Origin of the sequence: Streptomyces sp. NBC_01176, assembly GCF_045039825.1 — a bacterium.
Lineage (GTDB): Bacteria > Actinomycetota > Actinomycetes > Streptomycetales > Streptomycetaceae > Streptomyces.
In genome coordinates this window covers 9,172,941-9,193,565 of record NZ_CP108600.1, presented here as the reverse complement: position 1 = coordinate 9,193,565, position 20,625 = coordinate 9,172,941, and the positions used below count along the sequence as shown (strand labels likewise).

The window sequence follows — 20,625 nt, the reverse complement described above, 5'->3', positions numbered from 1 at the left end:
TCCAATCCCACCCCACCCCTAGTCCTCGTACCGTGTCACCGCGGCGACGGCCCGTGCCGGACGCACGTCCGCCGTGCCGCGCCGGCGGCACGGCGCTGCCGGGCCGCCGCCTCACAGTGAGGTCTCCGGCTCCGGGACACGCGGGAATCGGGAGGCGATTCATTCTTTCGGGCAGACGCCGCGTCGAGGCGGCGGACCTGGTGGCGGGTGCCTCGGAGTGCGCCCTCGCCCGGTGATCGTCCGGATCCGCACCGGGCCGCGATCCGCGGCCGGTCAGGTGGCGGCCGTCCAGCGTGGTGCCGTGCCGGCCCAGGCCGTGTCCCACGCGGCCAGGTTGTGTCGCCGCAGTACGAGGTCGGTGATGCCGTACGCGACGCCCCCGAGGAAGGTGACGGCCAGGGCGGCGGTGATCGCCCAGCCCATGCAGCGGCTGCGGATCTGGTCGGTGGTCAGCGGCGGCCCGGTGAGCCGTCCTTGGGTGTCGGACCAGATCCGGACGGTGCTGCCCTCGGTCAGACCTGGCCGCACCCCGGTCTTCGCGGTGCGTGTGTGCCCGGTGGGGTCGGTGAAGCGGACGCGGACCGGGTAGCGGCTCTCCTTCTCCTCCGTCGACCCCGGCTCGGGGTGGCGTGGGGCGTCTTGGACGAGGACCGCGCGGGCCGGCTGTCTCACCTGCTGCTGGTGCTCGGCGGTGCGCTTGTAGTGGCGGTAGGCGGTGTCGCCGACGAGGAACATGGCGGCGGGGGCCGCCGCCAGTACGGCCAGCAGCAGTCCGATGCCGATCCACCCCTGCAGCAGGTCGGTGCGGCGCCGCAGCGGACTGCGGCGCAGTCTCCACAGCATGACGCGCGGAAGGTCTTCGGGAGGGGGATCCTCAGCGGGCGACTGTGCCTCGGGGGTGCCGCCTGCCATGGTGTCCTCCTTTCCCCGGCTGGACAGCCGGATCGGGGCGCGGCGGTGCGGCCCGCGCTTGGTGACGCGGAGGCGGGGCCTGGCACGACGGGAAGTGGGGACGGGGCGCGGGTCACGGCCGGTCCGCCGCCGAGGCGACGGATCCGGTCACGGAGGGATGGGCATGGGCGGCTTGCAGGAGCGCCGCCGCCCCGCGGACGGCAGCGGTGTGCGGGGCCGCGACGGTGCGCAGGGGCGTGCGGAGCCCGCGGGTGAGGCGATAAGTGATCTCGGGGCGCAGCGCACCTCCGCCGGCCAGCAGTGCGCCCCTGGCCAGGGCGTCGAGGGTGAGTGACGTACGGTCCTGGCGCAGCATCGTGGTCACCATGGCGGCCACCGCCTCACTGATGCGCGACGCCGGGACGGTGTCGAGGTCGCCGGTGCCCAGGGCGGTGCGGTGCGCGTCGACGACGGCGCCGTCCGCCAGGAGCACCACTTCGGTGAGGTGGGCGCCGATGTCCAGGACGAGCAGCGGCCGGGACAGGTCGGCGCCCGCGCCCAGCGCGATGGCGCGGGCGCCGGGGACGGTGATCACGCCGCGCGGCCGCAGTACCTCGACGGCCGCGCGAGCCGCTGTCCGGTAGGCGACGCCGTCCAGTACGGGTGCGGTCACGACGATCAGCGGGCGGGTGCCGCCGGGCAGCCGGTGGCCGAGCAGCCGGTCCAGCATCCGGGCCGCTCCAGCGGTGTCGACGATGGCGCCGCGCTGGATCGGGTACACGACGCCGGCACCCGGAAAGGTGACCGTGGGGACGTCGAGGACCAGGCCCCGGCCCGCGATCCAGGCGCGGGTGCGGGTACTGCCCATGTCGAGAGCAATCCCGCAGCACTTCCGGCAGAGGGGCCACGGCCGGTGCCGGGCGGGACGGGCTCCGCCACGGAGGCGGCGTGTCGTGGTCACCGGCCGGCCTCCCTGACCTGCTGGCAGCGGGTGCAGTGGCGGGCCTGCGGCACGATCGCGAGCCGCTCGCTCCCGATCGGACGCCGGCACAGCGCGCAGGCGCCGTACCCGCCCTCGTCCATGCGGACGAGGGCGGCGTCGACGTCGGCGAGGACCATGCGGGCGCAGAAGGCGAGTTGGACGCGGACCTCGGCCTGCGGGACGGCCCGCTGTCCGGGCGGCGCGTCCGCGGAGGACGTGGCGGCTATCTGCCGCAGCTGCTCCTGGCGGAACAGGCGCTGCTCGAGCAGGTTCTCGCGGAGCGCCACGAGGTCGAGGTCCTCGGGCGCGAGATGTGGGTCGCGGGCGCCGATGATCTGGTTGTTCACCACTTCACCCCTTGGGCAGGGCAGTTGACGGGAGTCGCAGGACGGGTGTCGGAGAAGGGGACGGGATTGGGAGGAAGGGGACGGGAGCGGGACGGACGGCGGTCAGGTGGCGCGGCGCCGGCAGGCGACGCAGTGGCCTGCGTACGGGAGGATCTCCAGGCGCTCCGCCGGGACGGACTTGGCGCAGCCCAGGCAGGTTCCGTACGTGCCGTCCTCGATACGGGCGAAGGCCGCGTCGATCTCTTTGAGCACGCGTTCGATGGAGTGCTTCTGTGCGGACGTCAGATGGTCCTCGACCGTCAGGCCGGTGTCGGTGAGCGCCCGCAGCTGCGTCAGCCTGGTCCCCCGGGCGTGCTCGAGACGCCTGCGGGTCTCCTGAGCCGTCGGACGGTCGCGGCTCGGTTCGGTTCGGGGGACGTCGAGCGACATGGTGCGTTCCTTTCGCGGGGCCTGCTGAGCAGGGGGTGCGGCATGCCTTCAGCCTGGTCCTCCGGACCGCGGAACCCCATAGGGCGCAGGCTCCATTCGCGCGGGGTCGGGGCATCCACGCCGTACGGGCATGGGTGGTCCGGGCCTCGGGAAATGGGCGCTGGACCCCATGGACCCGGCCGCCCGGGACACGCAGGCTGGCGGCAGGCCGGATCGGGAACCGGGGCCGCACGTCGTCCGGGGTGCGCGATGCCCTCCGTGCAGGCCGCGTCACAGAAGGAGGCTCAACCCGCGATGTCCCTGTTCTGGCGGATCTTCGGGCTCAACGCGGTGGTGCTGGGTACGGCCACCGCGCTGCTGCTCTGGGCTCCGGTGACCGTCTCCGTGCCGGTCGTGCTGACGGAGGCCGTCATCCTGGTGGGCGGCCTGGTGGTCATGCTGGTCGCCAACGCCGCGCTGCTGCGCTGGGGTCTTGCTCCACTGGTCCGGCTGACCGGGCTGATGACCACCGTGGACCTGCTGCGCCCCGGTCAACGGCTGCCCGCGAAGGGCGGTGGTGAGGTCGCCGAGCTGATCCGCACGTTCAACGCCATGCTCGACCGCCTCGAACAGGAACGGGCCACCAGCAGCGCCCGCGTCCTGCTCGCCCAGGAGGCCGAGCGGCGCCGTATCGCGCATGAGCTCCATGACGAGGTGGGCCAGAGCATGACCGCGATCCTGCTGGCCCTCAAGCGCGCTGCGGACGACGCGGACGGGCCGCTGCGCGACGAGCTGCTCCAGGCCCAGGAGATCACCCGGGGAAGCCTGGACGAGGTCCGCCGTCTGGTGCGGCGGCTGCGCCCCGGCGTTCTGGACGACCTCGGTCTGGTCAGTGCCATGACCTCCCTCACCCACGACTTCGCCACCCATACCGGGCTGCGCGTACTGCGTCACTTCGACGCCGACCTGCCCGCCCTGGAGCCGGAGACGGAACTGGTTCTCTACCGGGTCGCGCAGGAGAGCCTGACGAACGTGGCCCGCCACGCCGACGCCGAACGGGCCGAGGTCAGCCTGCGTCACACCGACGGCGCCGTGGTGCTGGCCGTCGCCGACGACGGCCGCGGTATCGAGGCCGTCCGCGAGGGCGCCGGAATCCGCGGCATGCGCGAACGTGCCCTGCTCATCGGGGCCGCCCTCGACATCAGTCCCGCGGCCCGCACCGGTACCCGGATCCGACTGACCGCGCCGGTCCCCGGGAAGCGGCCGTGACCATGACCGGACCCACCAGGATCCGTATCCTGCTCGCCGACGACCATGCGCTGGTACGGCGCGGGGTGCGGCTGATCCTGGACCGGGAACCGGACCTGGAGGTGGTCGCCGAGGCCGGGGACGGCGCGGAGGCGATCGGGATGGCTCGCACCCACGACATCGACCTAGCCGTCCTGGACATCGCGATGCCCCGCCTGACCGGGCTGCAGGCCACCCGCGAACTGGCGTCGCTGAAGCCGGACCTGCGCATCCTGATGCTCACGATGCACGACAACGAGCAGTACCTCTTCCAGGCCCTCAAGGCCGGGGCCTGCGGCTACGTGCTGAAGTCGGTCGCGGACCGGGACCTGGTCGCCGCCTGCCGGACCGCGATGCGCGACGAGCCGTTTCTCTACCCCGGCGCCGTCGCCGCCCTCATCCGCAACTACCTCGACCGCGTCCGTCACGGCGAGGATCTCTCCGGCCAGACGGTGACGCCCCGTGAGGAGGAGGTCCTCAAACTCGTCGCGGAAGGGCACTCGTCCAAGGAGATCGCCGACCTCCTCTTCATCAGTGTCAAGACCGTCCAGCGGCACCGCGCCAACCTGCTGCACAAGCTCGGCCTGCGCGACCGTCTGGAGCTCACCCGTTACGCCATCCGGGCCGGTCTCGTCGAACCCTGACCGGCCTCGGCCGCACCGCCGGACGCCACCACGGAACCCGGCCGCCATCACGAAATGAGGACGGTGCATGCACGACGCCTCGCGCACCGGTCGTCGCGTGACCGGTGACCGGCGCCCCATGGCCCGCACCGTACTGGTGGCCGTCCTGCTGGCGCTGTTCACCACGTTCGCCGTGGGCGCTCCACCGGCAGGGCGGGCGGACCGGGCGGGAGGCGACGCCGCCTCGGCCGGCCTCCACGCCCTCATGACCGCGCCCGACCACCGCCCCGGCCCGAACGCGGCCGACCACCCTCCAGGTCCGGACGCCGCCGACCACCCTCCCGGCACGACCGTGGCCACCCCCGCTCACTTCCCGGACACCACCGACCACCGTCCCGGCGTCGTCCCCCCTGCCCACGAGGAGTGCGCGGCCGTCTGCTCCACCCGGGCCGGTGGTCGCCACGCGCTCGACGGTGAGCGGCCGGCGCCGCCCGTTCACCTCGCCACCACCGCCGACGCGACGGCTGTCCGCCCGGTCGCGTTCGTGCGAACACCCCGCCTCTCCGGCCCCGCGCCCCATTCCGCCGCTCCCGCGGTTCACGACCGTGGGCGGGCACCTCCCGCGTCTTCCGGCACCTGACGACCCGTCCCGTTCCCCGTTCGTTCGCCGCGACCGCGCCGACCGCGGTCGCGGTGTGCCCGCCGGAGGCCACCGTTGATCCGCTCCGCCCGGGTGAGGGCGCTGCTCGCCCTCGCCCTGATCGCCGTATCGCTGTACATCGCCCGCACCGTGCCGGTCCGTCTCGGACTCGATCTGCGCGGCGGCACCCAGATCGTGCTGGAAACCCGCTCCACGCCGACGACCCACGCCGGCCGCGAGGCCACCGACCGCACGCTGGAGGTGCTGCGGGGACGCGTCGACGCGCTCGGCGTCGCCGAACCCACCCTCGTCCGCTCCGGCAGCAACCGGATCATCGTCGAGCTGCCGGGCGTCCGGGATCCCAAGGAGGCGGCCGATGTGCTGGGCCGCACCGCTCAGCTCACCTTCCACCCGGTGCTCGGCACGGTGGGCGGACCCGCGGACCGGCGCGAGGACGCCCGGGACCTCGTCCTGCCCGACGAGTCGGGTCACCCTCTCCGCCTCGCCGGGAACAGTGCCCTGACCGGAAAGGACGTCAAGGGCGCCGCGGCGCGCTTCGACCAGGAGACGGGGGCCGGCTGGCACGTGACCCTCGACTTCGACGGCGCGGGCCGTCACCGGTGGGCCCGGCTGACCGGAAAGGCCGCCTGCCGGCCGGCGGGCGACCCCGCGCGCCGCGTCGCCATCGTCCTCGACGACAGGATCATCTCCGCTCCTCAGATCGACCCGTCGGTGTCCTGCGGGACGGGCATCCCCGGCGGCTCCACGCGGATCACCGGCTCCTTCGACGACACCGAGGCCCGGGAACTGGCCCTGCTCATCAACGGCGGCGCCCTGCCGGTACCGGTCGAGACCGTCGAACAGCACACCGTCGGGCCCACCCTGGGCGCACGCGCCGTCACCGCAAGCGCCTGGGCGGCGGCCATCGGCACCGCCCTGACCTCACTGTTCATCGTCGCCGTCTACCGGCTGATGGGCTTCCTGGCCGCCGTGGCCCTGCTCTGCCACGGCCTGATCTCCTACGCCGCCCTGGCTCTCCTCGGCGCCACGCTGACCCTGCCGGGTCTGGCCGGCTTCGTGCTGGCGATCGGTATGGCCGTGGACGCCAACGTGCTCGTCTTCGAACGCGCCCGCGAGGAGTACACCTCCCGGAACCGTCCCAGTCCGCGCTCGGCCCTCACCGCCGGATTCCGCAACGCCTTCAGCGCGATCGCCGACTCCAATGTCACCACGCTGATCGCGGCCGTACTGCTGTTCTTCCTCGCCTCCGGGCCCGTGCGCGGATTCGGTGTCACCCTCGGCATCGGCGTCGTCGCCTCCATGGTCAGCGCGTTGGTGGTCACGCGGGTGCTCGCCGACCACGCCGCGTCCCGCACGTGGGTGCGCCGTCGTCCTCGTATCACCGGAATCGCGACAGCCGGCCGGGTCCGCGACCGTCTCGTGCGCCGCGGGCCGGATCTGATGCGCCGGCCGCGCCGCTGGCTGGCCGCCTCCGCCGCCGTCCTCGTCCTCGCCTCGTCGGGGATCGCGGTGCGCGGCCTTCAGTTCGGCATCGACTTCACCGGAGGCCGTCTGGTGGAGTACGCCACCGGCGTCCCCGTGGACCCGGAACGCGCCCGCGCCGACCTCGCGGACGCGGGCGTCGCCCGAGCCGTCGTCCAGTCCTCCGGCGACACCGGACTCACGGTACGCACCGAGGAGTTGACCGACACCGAGGCGGCCACGGTGACACGGACCATCGGCTCGCTCGGCGGGGGTGCGGACAAGGTCCGCGACGAGCTGATCGGCCCCAGCCTGGGCGATGAGCTGCGCCGCAACGCGCTCATCGCGCTCGCGGTGGCGCTCGGCGCCCAGCTGCTCTATCTCGCGGCCCGGTTCCGCTGGCTGTTCGGCACCGCCGCGGTCGTGGCGCTCGCCCACGACGTTCTCATCCTCGTGGGCGTCTTCGCCTGGCTCGGCAAGCCCGTCGACGGCGTCTTCCTCGCCGCCCTGCTCACCGTCGTCGGCTACTCGGTCAACGACTCGGTCGTCGTCTTCGACCGGATCAGGGAGCTGCTCCGGCGCGACACCGGGAGCCCGCTGCCGGACCTGGCCAATCACGCGATCCTGCAGACGCTGCCCCGTACCGTCAACACGGGCATGGGCGCGGCGCTCATCCTCACCGCGCTGGCCGTCCTCGGCGGGGATTCGCTCACCGACTTCGCGCTCGCCCTGCTCATCGGTCTCGCGGTCGGCACGTACTCCTCCGTCTTCACGGCCGTCCCCGTGGCGATCGAACTGCACCGGCGTGGCCGGCCCCGGCGTCCCGCACGCCGTGCGCGCAAGGTCGCCCCCGGCGGAATCCCCTGACCAACACACGGCGGGCGGCGGCGAGTTCACGGAACGTGCCGATGAGGTCGGGTCCGTCGGCGCCCACCGCCGGTGCGCCCGGCTCCCTCCGCTGCGGGGCACGCTGCCTCGTCGTGACACGACGCGCCGGCCAGGCCTTCCGCGTCGCGACGGTGACCTCGCCGAAGGGGACCGCCCGCCGGAGGGGTGATCGGCCGCCGGAGCGGGTTTGGCCCGGGAGCGGGACGGGAAACCGTCAACGTTCCCCCAGGCGGCTGGGCCGGACCTCCGGCCCCGCTGTCCGTGGGTGCCGGCTCAGGGAAGGAGCGCCAGATGCCGGGAGCCTTTCGGCGCGCGGGAGGCAGCCAAGGGCCTCGGAAGCGCCGGGAAGCGAGGTGCACATGACGGGCTCCTCCGACGCGCCAGGCAACGGACGACGCCGGCGCCGGACCCCGCGAGCCGTCTGGCACGACTCGGCCCTCGGACGTCTCTGGCAGCACGGCAGCGAACTGGAGCTGCTGCACCGGGCCATGGGGTTCGCGGCACTGAGTCTGGTCACCCTGACGCCGCTGCTGATCGTCGTCGCGGCGGCGGCCCCCTTCGAACACCGGGGATTCGCCCTGTGGGTGATCGACGGCATGAGCCTGTCGGGGCATCCGGCGGACGCCGTGGAGAAGTTGTTCTCGGCGCCGCGGAGGGTGCTGAGCTCGACCAGCGTCTTCAGTGTGCTCGCCGTCGTGCTGTTCGGTGTCAGTTTCGCCGCGAGCGTGCAGAACGGCTACGAGAGGATCTGGGAGATTCCCGCGGGCCCGTGGCACCACGCGTGGCGCCGCGTGGTGTGGCTCGCCGCTCTGACGGCGTACCTGTTCAGCGAGGCGGAGAGCGGCGCGGTGCTGGTCGGCGGGCTCACGGAGACCATCGTGCGCGTCGCTCTCACCGTGTTCTTCGGTGTCCTCTTCTTCTGGTGGGGGCAGCACTTCCTGCTCGGCGAGCGAGTGGCGTGGTCGGCGCTGTTGCCGGGCGCGGTGGCCACGATGGCGGGGCTGGTCGGTCTGCGCGGGTTCTCGTACGTCGTGTTCTCGCCGCTGATCGTGAACAACGCGATCAGCTACGGGACCGTCGGCACCGTTCTCGTCGTGCAGTCGTGGCTCATCGGCGTCGGTTTCGTCGTCTTCGGCGGAGCCCTGGTGGGCCGCCACATCCACGACGCCCTGGAGCGGCGCTCCCTGTGAAGGCCGCGCGTCGGCGGTGGTCTCACGCCCGGTCGCGGTCGTAGCCCCTGTTCCGCGGCCGCGCCGTCATCGTGGCCGCGGCGACCGCGGTCGCCGCCAGGACGGCCCCGGCCGTGCCGAGCGCCGCCTGCGCGGCGCCGCGCGGGGTGCCGTCCGCGGCCAGGTACACACCGCCGACCACCGCGACGCCGAGCGTGCCGCCCAGCTGCTGGACGGCGTTGAGGAGCCCGGCCGCCGAACCGGTCTCCTGCGCACCGACACCGCTGAGCGCGGTGGCGAAGAACGGCGGGGTGAACAGACCGGTGCCCAGGCCCGCGACGACGAGCGCGTAAGGGAGTGCCGCCGGGTACGTGTCGAGCGGGGCGGACCGGTAGGCGAGAACCGCGCCGGCGAGCCCGACGGCGAGGGTGGCGACCCCCGCGTGCATGACTCGGGTCCCGTACCGCGGGACCAGGTACGCGCCCGCGGCCCACGACGCGACGGCCAGCCCGGCGGACCACGGCAGCAGGGTCAGGCCCGCCGTGAGCGGGCCGCGGTGCAGACCCAGTTCCAGGTGGAGCACCACGGTGATCATGACGCCGTTCATGACGGCGAAGAAGAGCGTGGAGGTGGCCAGTGCGGCGGGAAACGCGCGACCGCGCAGCAGAGCCGGTTCGATCAGCGGAGCCCGACCGGTGCGCGCGGTGCGGCGCTGGTGGGCGACGAACAGCACCAGGACGGCCGCGCCCACGGACGCCGCCGTCCATCCGGCCGGTCCCGGTGTGCCGGTCGTCAGCGGACACACCACCAGCGCGATGCCGGCCATCGCCAGCACCGTCCCCACCGGGTCCAGTCGCGGCCGGACCGGCGCGTGGTCCTCACGCAGTCGCCGCGCGACGAACAGCACCACGACGGCGAGGGGGAGGTTGACCAACAGGCAGGCGCGCCATGACATGCCGAACAGGTCGGCGTGGGTCAGGACCCCTCCGAGTACCGGACCCAGGACCGCCGACAGACCCATGACCGGGCCTATCGTGCCCAGCGCCCTGGGCAGTTCGTCGCCGTCGAACATCGCCCGGATCAGGCCGAACGTCTGCGGGATGACCAGTGCCGCGGCACCGCCCTGCAGCGCGCGCAGCCCGATCAGCACCTCGGCGTTCGGCGCCAGCGCGCACGCCAGGGACATGGCGGCGAACGCCGCGACGCCGACGCGGAAGACACGACGGCGGCCCGCGATGTCGCCGAGTCTGGCGCCGGTGAGCAGTCCGAGCGCGAACACGAGGGTGTAGGAGGCGCTGAACCACGGAACGGCGGCCTCCGCGCCGCCCAGCTCGGTGTGGATGACCGGGCCCGCGACCTGGACGATCGTGGTGTCCAGCAGGTTCATCGCCTCGGCGACCAGCACCGCGGCCAGCGCGGGCCACCGCCACCGGTACGCGCTCGGGGCAGGCGGGCCGCCCTTCTCCCCACCCTTCGGGCCGGTGTCGATCGGCGTGCCATGACCGGTGCTGCGGGACATGTGTCTCCCCCCTGGGTGTGCGATACGCGGCTTGTCGTGCGCCGTGTGTCTTTTGCGGTCCGTCGTGCGCGGTACGGCCGGTTGGCGGGCCACCGAGTGCGCGATCCGCTTCCGACCACCGACGACCGACGACCGACGACCACCGTCCCGCCGATCGGGCACGTGGTTCCATTTCCGGGGAAGACCTCGTCGATTACTTCCACGAAGAGGGTCCGGACGGATGGATATGCTCACACTCGATGATCTGGACCGCGGCCTGATCCATGCCCTGCAGGTGGACGGGCGGGCGCCGTTCACGCTCGTCGCCGAGATCCTCGGCTGCTCCACCCAGACCGTCGTACGCCGCTACCGCCGCCTGTACGCGCAGGCGGGCCTTCGCGTGGTCGCTCTGCCGTCGCCGCGCAGCTCCGGCACCCATCAGTGGTTCGTGCGACTGACCGCCGCGACGCGCACCGCGCACGACATCGCGATCGCGCTCGCGCGCCGCCCCGACACCTCCTGGGTGCGGTTGACCTCCGGCGGTACCGAGATCGTCGCGATCATCCACACCACACCCTCGGGCCCGGACGCGCACGCACTGCTGCTGCGTGACATCCCGCGCACCGCCGGGATCACCGCGGTCTCCGCGCATTACCTCCTGCACACCTACCTCGGCGGGCCGACCGCGTGGCGCGGACGCGTCGACGCACTCGACGCCGCCCAACAGGCACGGCTGCGCGCGGAAAGCACGTCAGGCCCGGCGCCGGGAAAGGACACCGGCACGGACTCCAACCCGGGCACGGGCACAGACGCAGACACAAGCACAGAGGCAGGCACAGGCACAGGCACAGGCACAGGCACGACGAAAGCCGACCCGCCCGGCTCCGCATACCTGCTCACCGACGCCGACCGGCTCCTGCTGAACGCGTTGCGCGACGACGCTCGGCTCAGCTACGCCGAGCTCGCCGCCGCGACCGGTTCGACCGCGTCCACCGTGGCCCGCAGACTCACCGAACTGCGGGCGCGCGACGCGCTGTTCTTCGACGTGGACATCGAGCCGTCCATGCTGGGCGTGACCGTGTCGGCGCTGCTGTGGATGCAGGTCGCGCCCGCGCATCTGGACGCGGTCGCCACCGAGTTGGCCGGTCACCAGGAGCTTGCGGTGGTCGCGGCGACGACCGGACCGACGAACCTGGTCGCGCACGTGCTGTGCCGGGACGCCGAGGCGCTGCACCACTACCTGACCCGCAAAGTGGCGCTGGAGGCGGTCGCGCGGATCGAGACCGCGCCGGTCCTGCGCACCTACAAGGCCGCCGCGACGCTGCGCACGGGCTGAGGGCCGGACCGAGCCCCCGGCAGCCCGTGCACATCACGTCCGGACAGCACCGAAAGCCTCCCCAACTGCCCGTCCCCGGTCAGCGGCCGACCACGGCGGCGGGGAGCGCGGTCGCCTCCCGGCGCGCGGCGACACGGTCCAGGAGGTACTGGAGCGCCAGGCAGCCCACGACCCAGGCGACCAGGGCGAGCAGCGATCCGGTGAGGTGCGCGTTGTCGAAGTAGGCGGCGTCGCGCAGAGCCTGTATCGCGGCCGCCGGCGCCAGGAGCTCGGCCAGTGGGGAGAGCCAGCCGGGCAGGAAGGTGGCGGGCAGGATGCCGCCGGAGGTGGCGTTGCCCAGGATCAGCAGCAGCACGGAGGCGACCGGCATGCCGATCGGGCCGAACAGCCGCAGCAGCACTCCGGTCGCGGCGGCGGTCGCCCACGCGAGCAGCCCCACCACGACGGCGACGGTGAGGAAGGACGCGGGGAGCGCGCCGAATCCGGTGTGCGCGATGAGCGCCACCGTCACGCCGGAGGCGGCGGCGAAGACCAGCATCGAGACCGCCCGGGCCGTCAGCGCCAGGCGCGGGGCGATCTGGTAGGAGGACACCGCGAAGAGGAACCCGGCGAGCACCACGCCGAACGCGGCGTAGAACGCCGACAGACCGCGGGCGTCCCCGGCCGCCAACGGCCGCACATCCCGTACGGGTACGGGGTGGCCGACCGCTTGGGTCGCGGCCGTGGCGAGGCTGGAGACGACGGAGGGCCCCTGCGCGCCGGCGGCCAGCAGACGCATGCCGCGGGCGTCACCGACCAGTGCCGCCGGAACCTCGTCGTGGACGATGGCCCGGCGGGCCGCGTCCGCGTTCGCGTAACGGTGGAAGGAGTAGGCGTCCGGTGCCGCGCTGTTGAGAGCGAGTTCCGTGCGGGCGGCCACCGTGTCGGACGCGGCGATGCCGAGCGGCTGGTGACGCGCGGCGGGGGCGTGGAAGGCCGCCAGATAGACGGCGACGAATATCGTCCCGATCGCCAGCGCGGTGACGACCGGCACGAGCATCGCCTTGCGGACTCCGGCGGCGGCCGCGAGCACCGGGGCCGGAATGCCCGGCTCGGTGTCGGCCAGCGCGTGGCGGCCGTGAGCGGGTCGATGGTCCGCCGGATACGCGTGCGGGTCGTACGGGGTGCCGTCGGGTGAGGCGATGGCGGGGAGTTCCGAGCTGGGCTGCATGGAGGAAGGGCTCTCTGGGAGTCCGCGACGTGCCGCGGAAGGTGTTCTCGGTCCAGGACGCGACCGGTGGTCAGGAGGTGGGTGCGGGGTGGTGGCGGGGCTTACGTGACGGGAGTGGGCCGCGGTGCGCCGCCGCTCCGGTGGGCGATGCGGTGGGGCCCGGTCGGGAGCGGGCGATGCGGTGGGGCCCGGTCGTGAGGCTCCGTGTCCGGCCGCACGCGTACGCCTCGGCCGGCCGGCGGTTCGATCGGCGCCGGTGTCAGCTCCGGAGCGACGGCACCGGCCCGCACGGCGACCGCCCCGTGCTCCGACGCGCGCACTCGACGACCAGCCGGTCAGCCACCTCCGTGGCACCCCGGTGGCAGGTCGCCACCGCTCCGCCCTTGCAACGTGCCAACTGCACGGTCGTCACCGCTTCTCTTCTCTCGCGACAGGTGAGGAGTGCCGCGAGAGACACCGTCGGCGCCCGCGACGAACGCCGGCCCGCGCAGCGGGGGCACCCCGCGCCAAGAGGCGCACTCATGGCGTGCCGCTCGAGCCGACCTCGTCGACGGTACACTAAACGCAGAAAATCCTGCACTTGTTGTCCTGTGGGGACCGCCACTGCCGTAACCTCGACGCATCCGCCAGTACAGACCGCACAGACCAGAAGGCGACGGGCCCACGGTGACTCCCAGCGCATCGCGAGAAGACGGCAGACCGCGGTTGCGGGCGGACGCCGCACGCAACCGCGACCAGATCCTGGCCGCCGCGCGAGCCGCCTTCCGGGAGCTGGGCACCGCGGCCCCCCTGGACGAGATCGCCCGCCGCGCCGGGGTCAACATCGCCACGCTCTACCGGCGTTTCCCGGACCGTGACGCTCTCATCCGGCAAGTCGTCGTCGACGGTTTCACCCTGGTGCACCGCACCGTGCGCCGTGCGCTCGAGGCCGCGCCCCGCGACCCGCTGGCCGCCATCAGGGAGTTCCTGCTCACCCTGGTGGACGAGCGGGAGATGCTCGTCCTGCCCCTGATCGGTGGTCCCGTCACCGACGATCCCGAGGCCGCGGCCCTGCAGCGTGAGATCGTGACCGCCCTGGAGGAGCTCCTGGCCACGGCCCGGGCCCAGGGCGTGGTCCGTCCGGACGCGACGGCGGTGGACCTGATCGCCACCGGAGCGCTCTCCTGCCGCCCGCTCCCGTACCTTCCCGCCGACCAGGCCAGCGCGCTCGCCACCCGTCACGTGCGCATCTTCCTCGACGGCCTGCGCCCGGACGGTGCCCGGCCGCTCCCCCCGCCGCCCACGAACGAGGACCTCACCGTCCACCTGCACCCCGTCAAGGGCACCGACCGCGGGAGGGGCCCCGCCGCGAGGTGACCGGGGCCGGCCCACTCCCCGTTCGGGGGGCGAGACCGGCCCACTCCCCGTCCGGGGGGCGAGACCGGCCCGCTCCTCGTACGGCGACGGCCCGGGAACCCTCAGTCCCTCCCCCGCAGTTCTTCGTAGGGGATGCGCGAAAGGTGGAGGACCTCGCCGAGCGTCCCCCACTCGTCACCGCCCAGCTTGGTCAACGGGCGCAGCCGTGTGGAGCTCGGCCGACGCCCGGCCATGAACTGCTCGTGGACCGCCATGTGCAGCACGCGTCCGAAGACCACCGTGGAATTCCCCAGCCGCACCGTCGTGTGCGACCGGCATTCCAGGACGACCGGCGAGGCGGCCACCCTGGCCGGTCGCACATGCAGGCTGGGTTCCCGTTCGATGCCCGCGTGGCTGAACTCGCTCACGCTCCGCGGGAAGTCCGTGGCGGTGGCGTTGACCTGATGGAGCAGGGATTCGGAGGCGAAGTTGACGACGAACTCGCCCGTGTCCTCGACGTTGCGCAGCGAGTCCTTGCGGCCGATCGAGGTGAACTGCACGATCGCCGGATCGGTGCTGGCGATGGTGAAGAAGGAGTGGGGTGCGAGGTTCTCCGTGGCCCCGTCCGGGGTGACGGTGGAGATCCACGCGATCGGACGGGGCACCACGACGGAGGTCATGAGCCCGTAGAAGGACGTGCTGTCCATGGCCTCTGGATCGAAGTCGACGCGCATGGCCTCACCTTCCACGGACGGCGCGCCGGTCGAGGCGTTCGACACGCGCGGGCCCGGCGCGGCACGCCGGCGTCCGGCGGCAGCCGTCCGGGCGCGCCCGTCGCCCCCGTGTTCCCGTGGCGCCGGAGCTGTGCGTGGTCCGGCGCCACGCCGGCGGATGCCCTACGCGGTCAGAGCGACGTCATGACGTGCTTGACGCGGGTGTAGTCCTCGAAGCCGTAGGCGGACAGGTCCTTGCCGTAGCCGGACTTCTTGAAGCCGCCGTGCGGCATCTCGGCGACGAGGGCCATGTGGGTGTTGATCCACACGCAGCCGAAGTCGAGGTTCTTCGACATCCGCATCGCCCGCGCGTGGTCCCTGGTCCACACCGAGGAGGCCAGCGCGTAGTCGACGCCGTTGGCGTACCGCACGGCCTGCGCCTCGTCCTCGAACGACTGGACGGTCATGACGGGGCCGAAGACCTCGTTCTGGACGATCTCGTCGTCCTGCCGGAGGCCGGAGACCACCGTCGGGGCGTAGAAGTAGCCCTTGTCGCCGACGCGGTGTCCGCCCGCCTCGACCGTGGCGTGCTCGGGGAGGCGCTCGATGAAGCCGCTGACCTGGGCGAGCTGGCCCGCGTTGTTGAGCGGTCCGTACAGGACGTCCTCGTCGTCCGGCTGCCCGGTCCTGGTGTCGGCCGCGGCCTTGGCGAGGGCGGCGACGAACTCGTCGTGGACCGACTCGTGGACCAGGACGCGGGTCGCGGCCGTGCAGTCCTGACCGGCGTTGAAGAAGCCGCCGACCACCAGGTCCTCGACCGCCTTCGCCAGGTCGGCGTCCTCGAAGACCACGGCGGGGGCCTTGCCGCCGAGTTCCAGGTGGACCCGCTTGACGTCCTTGGCCGCGCTCTGGGCGACCTGGATGCCGGCGCGTACCGAGCCGGTGATGGAGGCCATCGCCGGAGTCGGGTGCTCCACCATCAGACGGCCGGTGTCCCGGTCGCCGCAGACCACGTTGAAGATCCCGCGAGGCAGGTCCAGCTCCTCCAGGACGCCGCCGATGATCCCGGCGAGCAGCACCGTGGAGGCCGGGGTGGTGTCCGAGGGCTTGAGGACGACCGCGTTGCCCGCCGCGAGCGCCGGCGCGAACTTCCACACCGCCATCAGCAGGGGGTAGTTCCACGGTGCGACCTGCGCGCAGACACCGACCGGCTCGCGACGGATCACGGAGGTCATGCCCTCCATGTACTCGCCCGCCGAGCGACCTTCGAGCATGCGCGCCGCACCCGCGAAGAAGCGGACCTGGTCGATGGCGGGGACGAGTTCCTCGCTGCGGGTCAGGTGGAGCGGCTTGCCGGTGTCGCGGCTCTCGGCGGCGACCAGTTCGTCCGTCCGCGCCTCCATCGCGTCGGCGATCTTCAGCAGCACGCGCTGCCGCACGGACGGTGTCGTGTCGCGCCAGACCGGGAACGCCGCGGCCGCGGCCGCCATCGCCGCGTCGACGTCCGCGGCTCCCGACAGCGGGGAGGTCGCGTAGACGTCTCCGGTGGTGGGGTCCACCACTTCGAGCGTGCGGCCGTCCGAGGCGTCGGCGAACTCACCGTCGATGTAGTTGCGGAACGTGGTGCTCATGGAACGTCTCTCCCGGTCAGGCGGTGGTACGGGCGGACAGGTGCTCGTGGACGGCGGTCCAGCCGCCGGTGTCGGCGCGGGTGAAGACGATGGTCTCCCGCTCGTGGACCGTCTCCTCCCCCGCGTGCGTGGCGACCCGCGTCTCCACGTCGTGGCTGAAGACAGCCGTGTCCCCGAAGTGCTGGATCAGCTGGGCGCTCGAGACGCAGCCGAGGACACGGAAGCCGTCCTGCTCCACCCAGCGCCGCCAGAGCGCTCGGTACTCGGCCGTCGAGCCGAGCCGCTCGGGGGTGGTGTGGAAGACGAAGGTCGCGTCCGGGGCGAACGCCCCGAAGTAGTCGTCGAGCCGGCCCTCGGCGAAGGCGCCGACGAGCGCGTCCGCGGCGGCCCGGACTTCCTGGACGGTGGTGGTGATCATGCTCAGCTCCTGGTCACGGGCGTACGGCGGGGAGGCCGCGCCGCCCGGTGGTGGCGCCCCCGAAGGCGAGCCGGAACAGGCCGATCGAGCGGGCCGCACGGTCCTCGCCCGGGATCCGCTCGACACCGTAGGTCCCGATCTCGGTGACCGAGGCCGTCACGGACATTCCGCCCTCCGTTCATGGGCGGGGGCGGTCCCAGCAGTCTGTGGCCCCGGATGATCACCGACAATTGTGTCCGTCACGGAGATGTACGGTTGATTTTGTGGCTGCCGACAAACTCACCGTCGAGGATCTGCTGTCCTACCCGGCTCTCCAGCTCTCGGTGAAGGCCGGCCGCGGCGGCCTGGGCCGGTCCGTGTCCTGGGCGCACGCGAGCGAGCTCGCCGATCCGACACCCTGGCTCCTGGGCGCCGAGGTGATCATGACGGCGGGCCTGGCGGTGCCCCGTACCGCGGCCGGGCAGCGCGCCTATCTGGAGCGGCTGGACGACGCCGGGGTGTCCGCCCTCGCCCTCTCCGCGCAGCTGCACATGCCCCCGCTCCACGACGCCTTCTTCCAGGCGGCGGAGGAGCGCGGCTTCCCGGTTCTCGAGGTACCGCTCGCCGTTCCGTTCATCGCGGTCTCCCAGGAGGTGGCCGCCTCGGTCCAGGAGGACGCCCGGCACCGGCTGGGGGCCCAGCTCCAGGTCTTCGGCTCGCTGCGCTGGCTGGTCGCCGAGGATCTGGACACACCGGCACTGCTCCGCCGTCTCGAAGGTCTGTCGGGATACGACGTCTACCTCTGTACGCCGCAGGGCCGCCCGCTGCTGCCCGGCGTTCCCACGCCGGATCCCGGCGTGCTGCCCGCGTCCGTCGACGCCCCGCCGACGATCCCCGGCGGGTTCGTGCTGCCGGTGCCCGCGCCCGGCGGACCGGCGGGCTTCCTCGTCGCGTACGAGCGTCAGGGCGCCCAGCCCGCGGGGCTCGCGGTCGTCCAGCACATCGCCACCGTGGCCGCGCTGCGACTGGCGATGGTGCGCAACGAACGCGAGACGCTGCGCCGTGAGGGCGCGGAGACGCTGGCGGAGCTGCTGCAGGAGGTGCTCGACCCCGACGCGGCCCGGCGCCGGCTCGCCCGGCACGCGATCGAGGGCGATGCCGTGCTGCTCGTGGTGCGCCACACCACCGACGAAGCACTGCTGCGCTGCCTGGAGAACCATCCCCATCTGCTGCTCACCTGGGGCGAGGACCACTATCTGCTGGGGGCGCCGGAGCTGGCGGAGGCGGTCGCCGAGCTGCCGGACGTGGCAGCCGGGATGAGCCGCCCCTTCCTGCCCGGCGCCGCGCTGAAGGTCGCCCAGCGCGAGGCGCTCTGGGCGGTCTCGAAGGCCGTGGAGTCCGGCCGCCCCGTCGTCCGGTACGGCGACGACTCGACGGGCCGGTGGCTGCCCGACGACCCCGCCGTCCTGACCGCGCTGGTCGAGCACGTGCTCGGTGAGGTGCTGCGCTACGACGCGGCCCACGACTCGCAGTTGCTGGTCTCCGCCCGTACCTGGATGGAGCGCGACCGCCGCACCGAGACGGCTGCGGCGGCGCTGCACATCCACCCCAACACGCTCTCCTACCGGTTGCGCCGCTTCGGCACGCTCGCCGACCGCGATCTGACCTCGACGGGTGCGTTGGCGGAGGTCTGGCTGGCGATCCAGGCAGCGGGGGCCCTGGGCCTCACCGACTGACCGGCCCCACGGCGCACCGGATCGTGAAGACGGCCGGCCGAGCCTGTTCCGAGATCCTTGGTCAACAGGCTGGCATCCCCAAATGCCCTTTGCCTAGGATGTATTGTCTGTCAAGCCAAGCCACCTGAAGCAGCTTGGAGCTGGGGGAACGATGCAGGCTGGAAAGCAGTTGTCCACGAAGATCGACGCCACGGTACCCACCGCCGCTCGCATGTACGACCACTATCTGGGCGGCAAGGACAACTACGCTGCGGACCGGACGGCCTGCGCCGAGCTGGACAAGGTGGTGCCGAGCACCCGCGCGCTGGCGCTGAACAACCGGCGCTTCCTGCAGCGGGTCGTCAGGACGCTGGCAACCGACTTCGGCATTCGGCAGTTCCTCGACCACGGGTCAGGCCTGCCCACCCAGGACAACGTCCACCAGGTCGCCCAGCGCGTCGACCCCGAGTCGCGGGTCGTGTACGTCGACAACGACCCGATGGTGCTGGTGCACGGCCGGGCGCTGCTGGACCAGAACGACCGCACCACGGTCATCCACGCGGACCTGCGCGAGACGGAGAAGATCTTCTCCCACCCGGACACCCAGCGCCTGATCGACTTCTCGCAGCCGGTGGCCGTGCTGTTCAACTCGGTCTTCCACTGCATTCCGGACAGCGAGACCGACGGCCCTCTCGCCGTGTCCCGCCGGGTGGCCGAACGGCTGGTGCCCGGCAGCTGCATGGTGATGTGTCAGCTGGTCAGCGAGGACGCTAAGGTCCGCGAGTTCGTCACCGATTTCATGGACCAGGCGACCCAGGGGCATTGGGGCCGGGTCCGTGAGGAGAAGGACGTGGCCGAGTGGTTCGAGGACCTCGACGTCCTGGATCCCGGCCTCGTGGAGGTGTCCACCTGGCGGCCCGACAATGAGGTGGCGCCTCGTCAACTGACCCAGGAGTGGATCGAGTTCGGCGGCGTCGGACGGCTCAGGTAAGAGCAGACAGGGCGTACGCGCTTCGGCTCCACCGGCTTCCCGGCCGGTGGAGCCGAAGTGCTTTCACGAGGCGGAATACCGCTCGTCGGCCGTCTTCTGAAGCAGCGTCAGCGTTTCCCGCGGGGTGAGGGCCTCGTCTCCCAGCCGGTCCAGGGCCAGGCGGTACTCCTCGGTCTCGTCCCGGTCCTCCAGGAAGTTCGCGCTCCTGATGTGCTCCAGGTACACGATGTCGGGCAGGTCAAGACCGCCGAAGCGCAGGTAGGTGATGGGGATGGCGGGCGCGGACGCGTTCGTCACGTCCAGGGGAACGATCTGGAGCGTCACGTGGGGGCGCTGCGCCATCTCGACGAGGTACTGCAGTTGCTCGCGCATCACCTCGCGGCTGCCCAGCACACGCCACAGGACCGACTCGTCGATGACCGCCCACAGTTGGGGGGCGTCCTCACGGCGCAGCAGTTCACGGCGGCGGGTGCGCAGCTCCACCCGCCGCTGCACCTCACCGGCCGGTGCCGTGGGCAGACCTCGTTCCACAACGGCCTTGGTGTAGGCCGGAGTCTGGAGCAGCCCGGGGACGTACTGGATCTCGAAGGTACGGATGGCGGCAGCGGCCTCCTGCAGCCCCACGAGCCGGTCGAACCACTCGGGCATCAACCGCTTGTCGTAGCGCTGCCACCATCCCTGCTCGCCGGCCCGCTGCAACAACTGGAGCAGGACCGAAGCCTCGTGGCCGTCGGTGTCATAGAGGTCCAGCAGTGCGCGGACGTCCCCCTCCGTCGGAGGCCTACGGCCCTTGCCCGCCTCGATGCGCGACAGCTTCGCCGGACTGAATCCGATGGCCCGGGCGGCCTGGTCCTGCGAGAGGCCGACATCCTCGCGGATGCCCGCGAGTTGGACGCCGACCAGCATCTTCAGCAGGGTCGGAGCCGGCTCGGTCCGCTTCAGATACGGTTCGAGGCGGGAGATACGAGGTGACTCGGCGGACATCCTTACTCCCTGTGGACCGGCAGACGAGAAGACCTATCCTCGCATCCTCAGGGCCTCTGTCGCATACTCCGGCAGAAGTGGAACCCTATGGCTCCGCT

The 20,625-nt window shown here is 72.3% G+C and carries 20 protein-coding genes; 9 read left to right on the top strand and 11 right to left on the bottom strand.

Annotated features, from left to right (window positions below):
• Positions 1-273: 273 nt before the first annotated feature.
• From OG199_RS40015 to OG199_RS40000, 4 genes are all read right to left on the bottom strand, one after another.
• A complete protein-coding gene (locus OG199_RS40015) occupies positions 274-912 on the bottom strand; it encodes a hypothetical protein (RefSeq protein WP_405833781.1) in 639 nt (212 codons plus the stop codon).
• A gap of 112 nt (positions 913-1,024) precedes the next feature.
• Positions 1,025-1,852 (bottom strand): rod shape-determining protein, encoded by an 828-nt coding sequence (locus OG199_RS40010; RefSeq protein ID WP_405833780.1) that lies wholly within the window; start codon positions 1,850-1,852, stop codon positions 1,025-1,027.
• Positions 1,849-2,223: a TraR/DksA family transcriptional regulator gene (locus OG199_RS40005; protein ID WP_405833778.1), complete on the bottom strand. Its 375-nt coding sequence runs from the start codon at positions 2,221-2,223 to the stop codon at positions 1,849-1,851. The genes OG199_RS40010 and OG199_RS40005 overlap by 4 nt, the downstream gene beginning before the upstream one ends.
• Positions 2,224-2,322: 99 nt before the next feature.
• A complete protein-coding gene (locus tag OG199_RS40000) occupies positions 2,323-2,649 on the bottom strand; it encodes a TraR/DksA C4-type zinc finger protein (protein ID WP_405833776.1) in 327 nt (108 codons plus the stop codon).
• Positions 2,650-2,943: 294 nt separating this feature from the next.
• Here OG199_RS40000 and OG199_RS39995 point away from each other — a divergent pair, with 294 nt between their 5' ends.
• The 5 genes from OG199_RS39995 (at position 2,944) to OG199_RS39975 (ending at position 8,738) form a co-directional block, all read left to right on the top strand.
• Positions 2,944-3,897 (top strand): HAMP domain-containing sensor histidine kinase, encoded by a 954-nt coding sequence (locus OG199_RS39995; RefSeq protein WP_356804719.1) that lies wholly within the window; start codon positions 2,944-2,946, stop codon positions 3,895-3,897.
• Between the two features lie 2 nt (positions 3,898-3,899).
• Positions 3,900-4,559: a response regulator gene (locus OG199_RS39990; RefSeq protein WP_401803796.1), complete on the top strand. Its 660-nt coding sequence runs from the start codon at positions 3,900-3,902 to the stop codon at positions 4,557-4,559.
• A 67-nt stretch (positions 4,560-4,626) separates the two neighbouring features.
• On the top strand, positions 4,627-5,178 hold the full coding sequence (locus tag OG199_RS39985) for a hypothetical protein (RefSeq protein WP_405833774.1): 552 nt from the start codon (positions 4,627-4,629) through the stop codon (positions 5,176-5,178).
• A gap of 75 nt (positions 5,179-5,253) precedes the next feature.
• Positions 5,254-7,527: a protein translocase subunit SecD gene (gene secD, locus OG199_RS39980; RefSeq protein WP_405833772.1), complete on the top strand. Its 2,274-nt coding sequence runs from the start codon at positions 5,254-5,256 to the stop codon at positions 7,525-7,527.
• A gap of 380 nt (positions 7,528-7,907) precedes the next feature.
• A complete protein-coding gene (locus OG199_RS39975) occupies positions 7,908-8,738 on the top strand; it encodes a ribonuclease BN (protein WP_405833770.1) in 831 nt (276 codons plus the stop codon).
• Positions 8,739-8,760: 22 nt separating this feature from the next.
• Here OG199_RS39975 and OG199_RS39970 read toward each other — a convergent pair whose 3' ends face one another.
• On the bottom strand, positions 8,761-10,236 hold the full coding sequence (locus tag OG199_RS39970; RefSeq protein ID WP_405833768.1) for an MFS transporter: 1,476 nt from the start codon (positions 10,234-10,236) through the stop codon (positions 8,761-8,763).
• Between the two features lie 220 nt (positions 10,237-10,456).
• On the opposite strand from OG199_RS39970, the gene OG199_RS39965 reads away from it, so the two are divergent.
• Positions 10,457-11,551, top strand: coding sequence for an Lrp/AsnC family transcriptional regulator (locus tag OG199_RS39965; RefSeq protein WP_405833766.1), 1,095 nt, complete (start codon positions 10,457-10,459; stop codon positions 11,549-11,551).
• Between the two features lie 79 nt (positions 11,552-11,630).
• Here the strand turns inward: OG199_RS39965 and OG199_RS39960 are convergent, their stop codons facing one another.
• Complete coding sequence (locus tag OG199_RS39960; RefSeq protein ID WP_401803549.1) at positions 11,631-12,761, bottom strand: ABC transporter permease; 1,131 nt, start codon at positions 12,759-12,761, stop codon at positions 11,631-11,633.
• Between the two features lie 666 nt (positions 12,762-13,427).
• On the opposite strand from OG199_RS39960, the gene OG199_RS39955 reads away from it, so the two are divergent.
• Complete coding sequence (locus OG199_RS39955; RefSeq protein WP_356801159.1) at positions 13,428-14,117, top strand: TetR/AcrR family transcriptional regulator; 690 nt, start codon at positions 13,428-13,430, stop codon at positions 14,115-14,117.
• A 101-nt stretch (positions 14,118-14,218) separates the two neighbouring features.
• Here OG199_RS39955 and OG199_RS39950 read toward each other — a convergent pair whose 3' ends face one another.
• The 4 genes from OG199_RS39950 to OG199_RS39935 form a co-directional block, all read right to left on the bottom strand.
• Positions 14,219-14,830 carry a flavin reductase family protein gene (locus OG199_RS39950; protein WP_405833764.1) on the bottom strand — a complete coding sequence of 204 codons (612 nt, stop codon included), beginning with the start codon at positions 14,828-14,830 and terminating at the stop codon, positions 14,219-14,221.
• Between the two features lie 170 nt (positions 14,831-15,000).
• Positions 15,001-16,440 (bottom strand): gamma-aminobutyraldehyde dehydrogenase, encoded by a 1,440-nt coding sequence (locus OG199_RS39945; RefSeq protein ID WP_405833762.1) that lies wholly within the window; start codon positions 16,438-16,440, stop codon positions 15,001-15,003.
• Between the two features lie 16 nt (positions 16,441-16,456).
• Positions 16,457-16,858 carry a nuclear transport factor 2 family protein gene (locus OG199_RS39940; RefSeq protein WP_356801157.1) on the bottom strand — a complete coding sequence of 134 codons (402 nt, stop codon included), beginning with the start codon at positions 16,856-16,858 and terminating at the stop codon, positions 16,457-16,459.
• Between the two features lie 13 nt (positions 16,859-16,871).
• The gene (locus tag OG199_RS39935) at positions 16,872-17,024 is read right to left on the bottom strand and encodes a hypothetical protein (RefSeq protein WP_405833760.1); all 153 of its coding nucleotides are present in this window, start codon (positions 17,022-17,024) and stop codon (positions 16,872-16,874) included.
• A gap of 97 nt (positions 17,025-17,121) precedes the next feature.
• Here OG199_RS39935 and OG199_RS39930 point away from each other — a divergent pair, with 97 nt between their 5' ends.
• Positions 17,122-18,573, top strand: a complete 1,452-nt coding sequence (locus OG199_RS39930) for a PucR family transcriptional regulator (RefSeq protein ID WP_405833758.1) — start codon at positions 17,122-17,124, stop codon at positions 18,571-18,573.
• Between the two features lie 151 nt (positions 18,574-18,724).
• Positions 18,725-19,543 (top strand): SAM-dependent methyltransferase, encoded by an 819-nt coding sequence (locus OG199_RS39925; RefSeq protein WP_405833756.1) that lies wholly within the window; start codon positions 18,725-18,727, stop codon positions 19,541-19,543.
• 63 nt (positions 19,544-19,606) lie between these two features.
• Here the strand turns inward: OG199_RS39925 and OG199_RS39920 are convergent, their stop codons facing one another.
• Positions 19,607-20,527, bottom strand: coding sequence for a helix-turn-helix domain-containing protein (locus tag OG199_RS39920; RefSeq protein WP_405833754.1), 921 nt, complete (start codon positions 20,525-20,527; stop codon positions 19,607-19,609).
• Between the last annotated feature and the right edge of the window lie 98 nt (positions 20,528-20,625).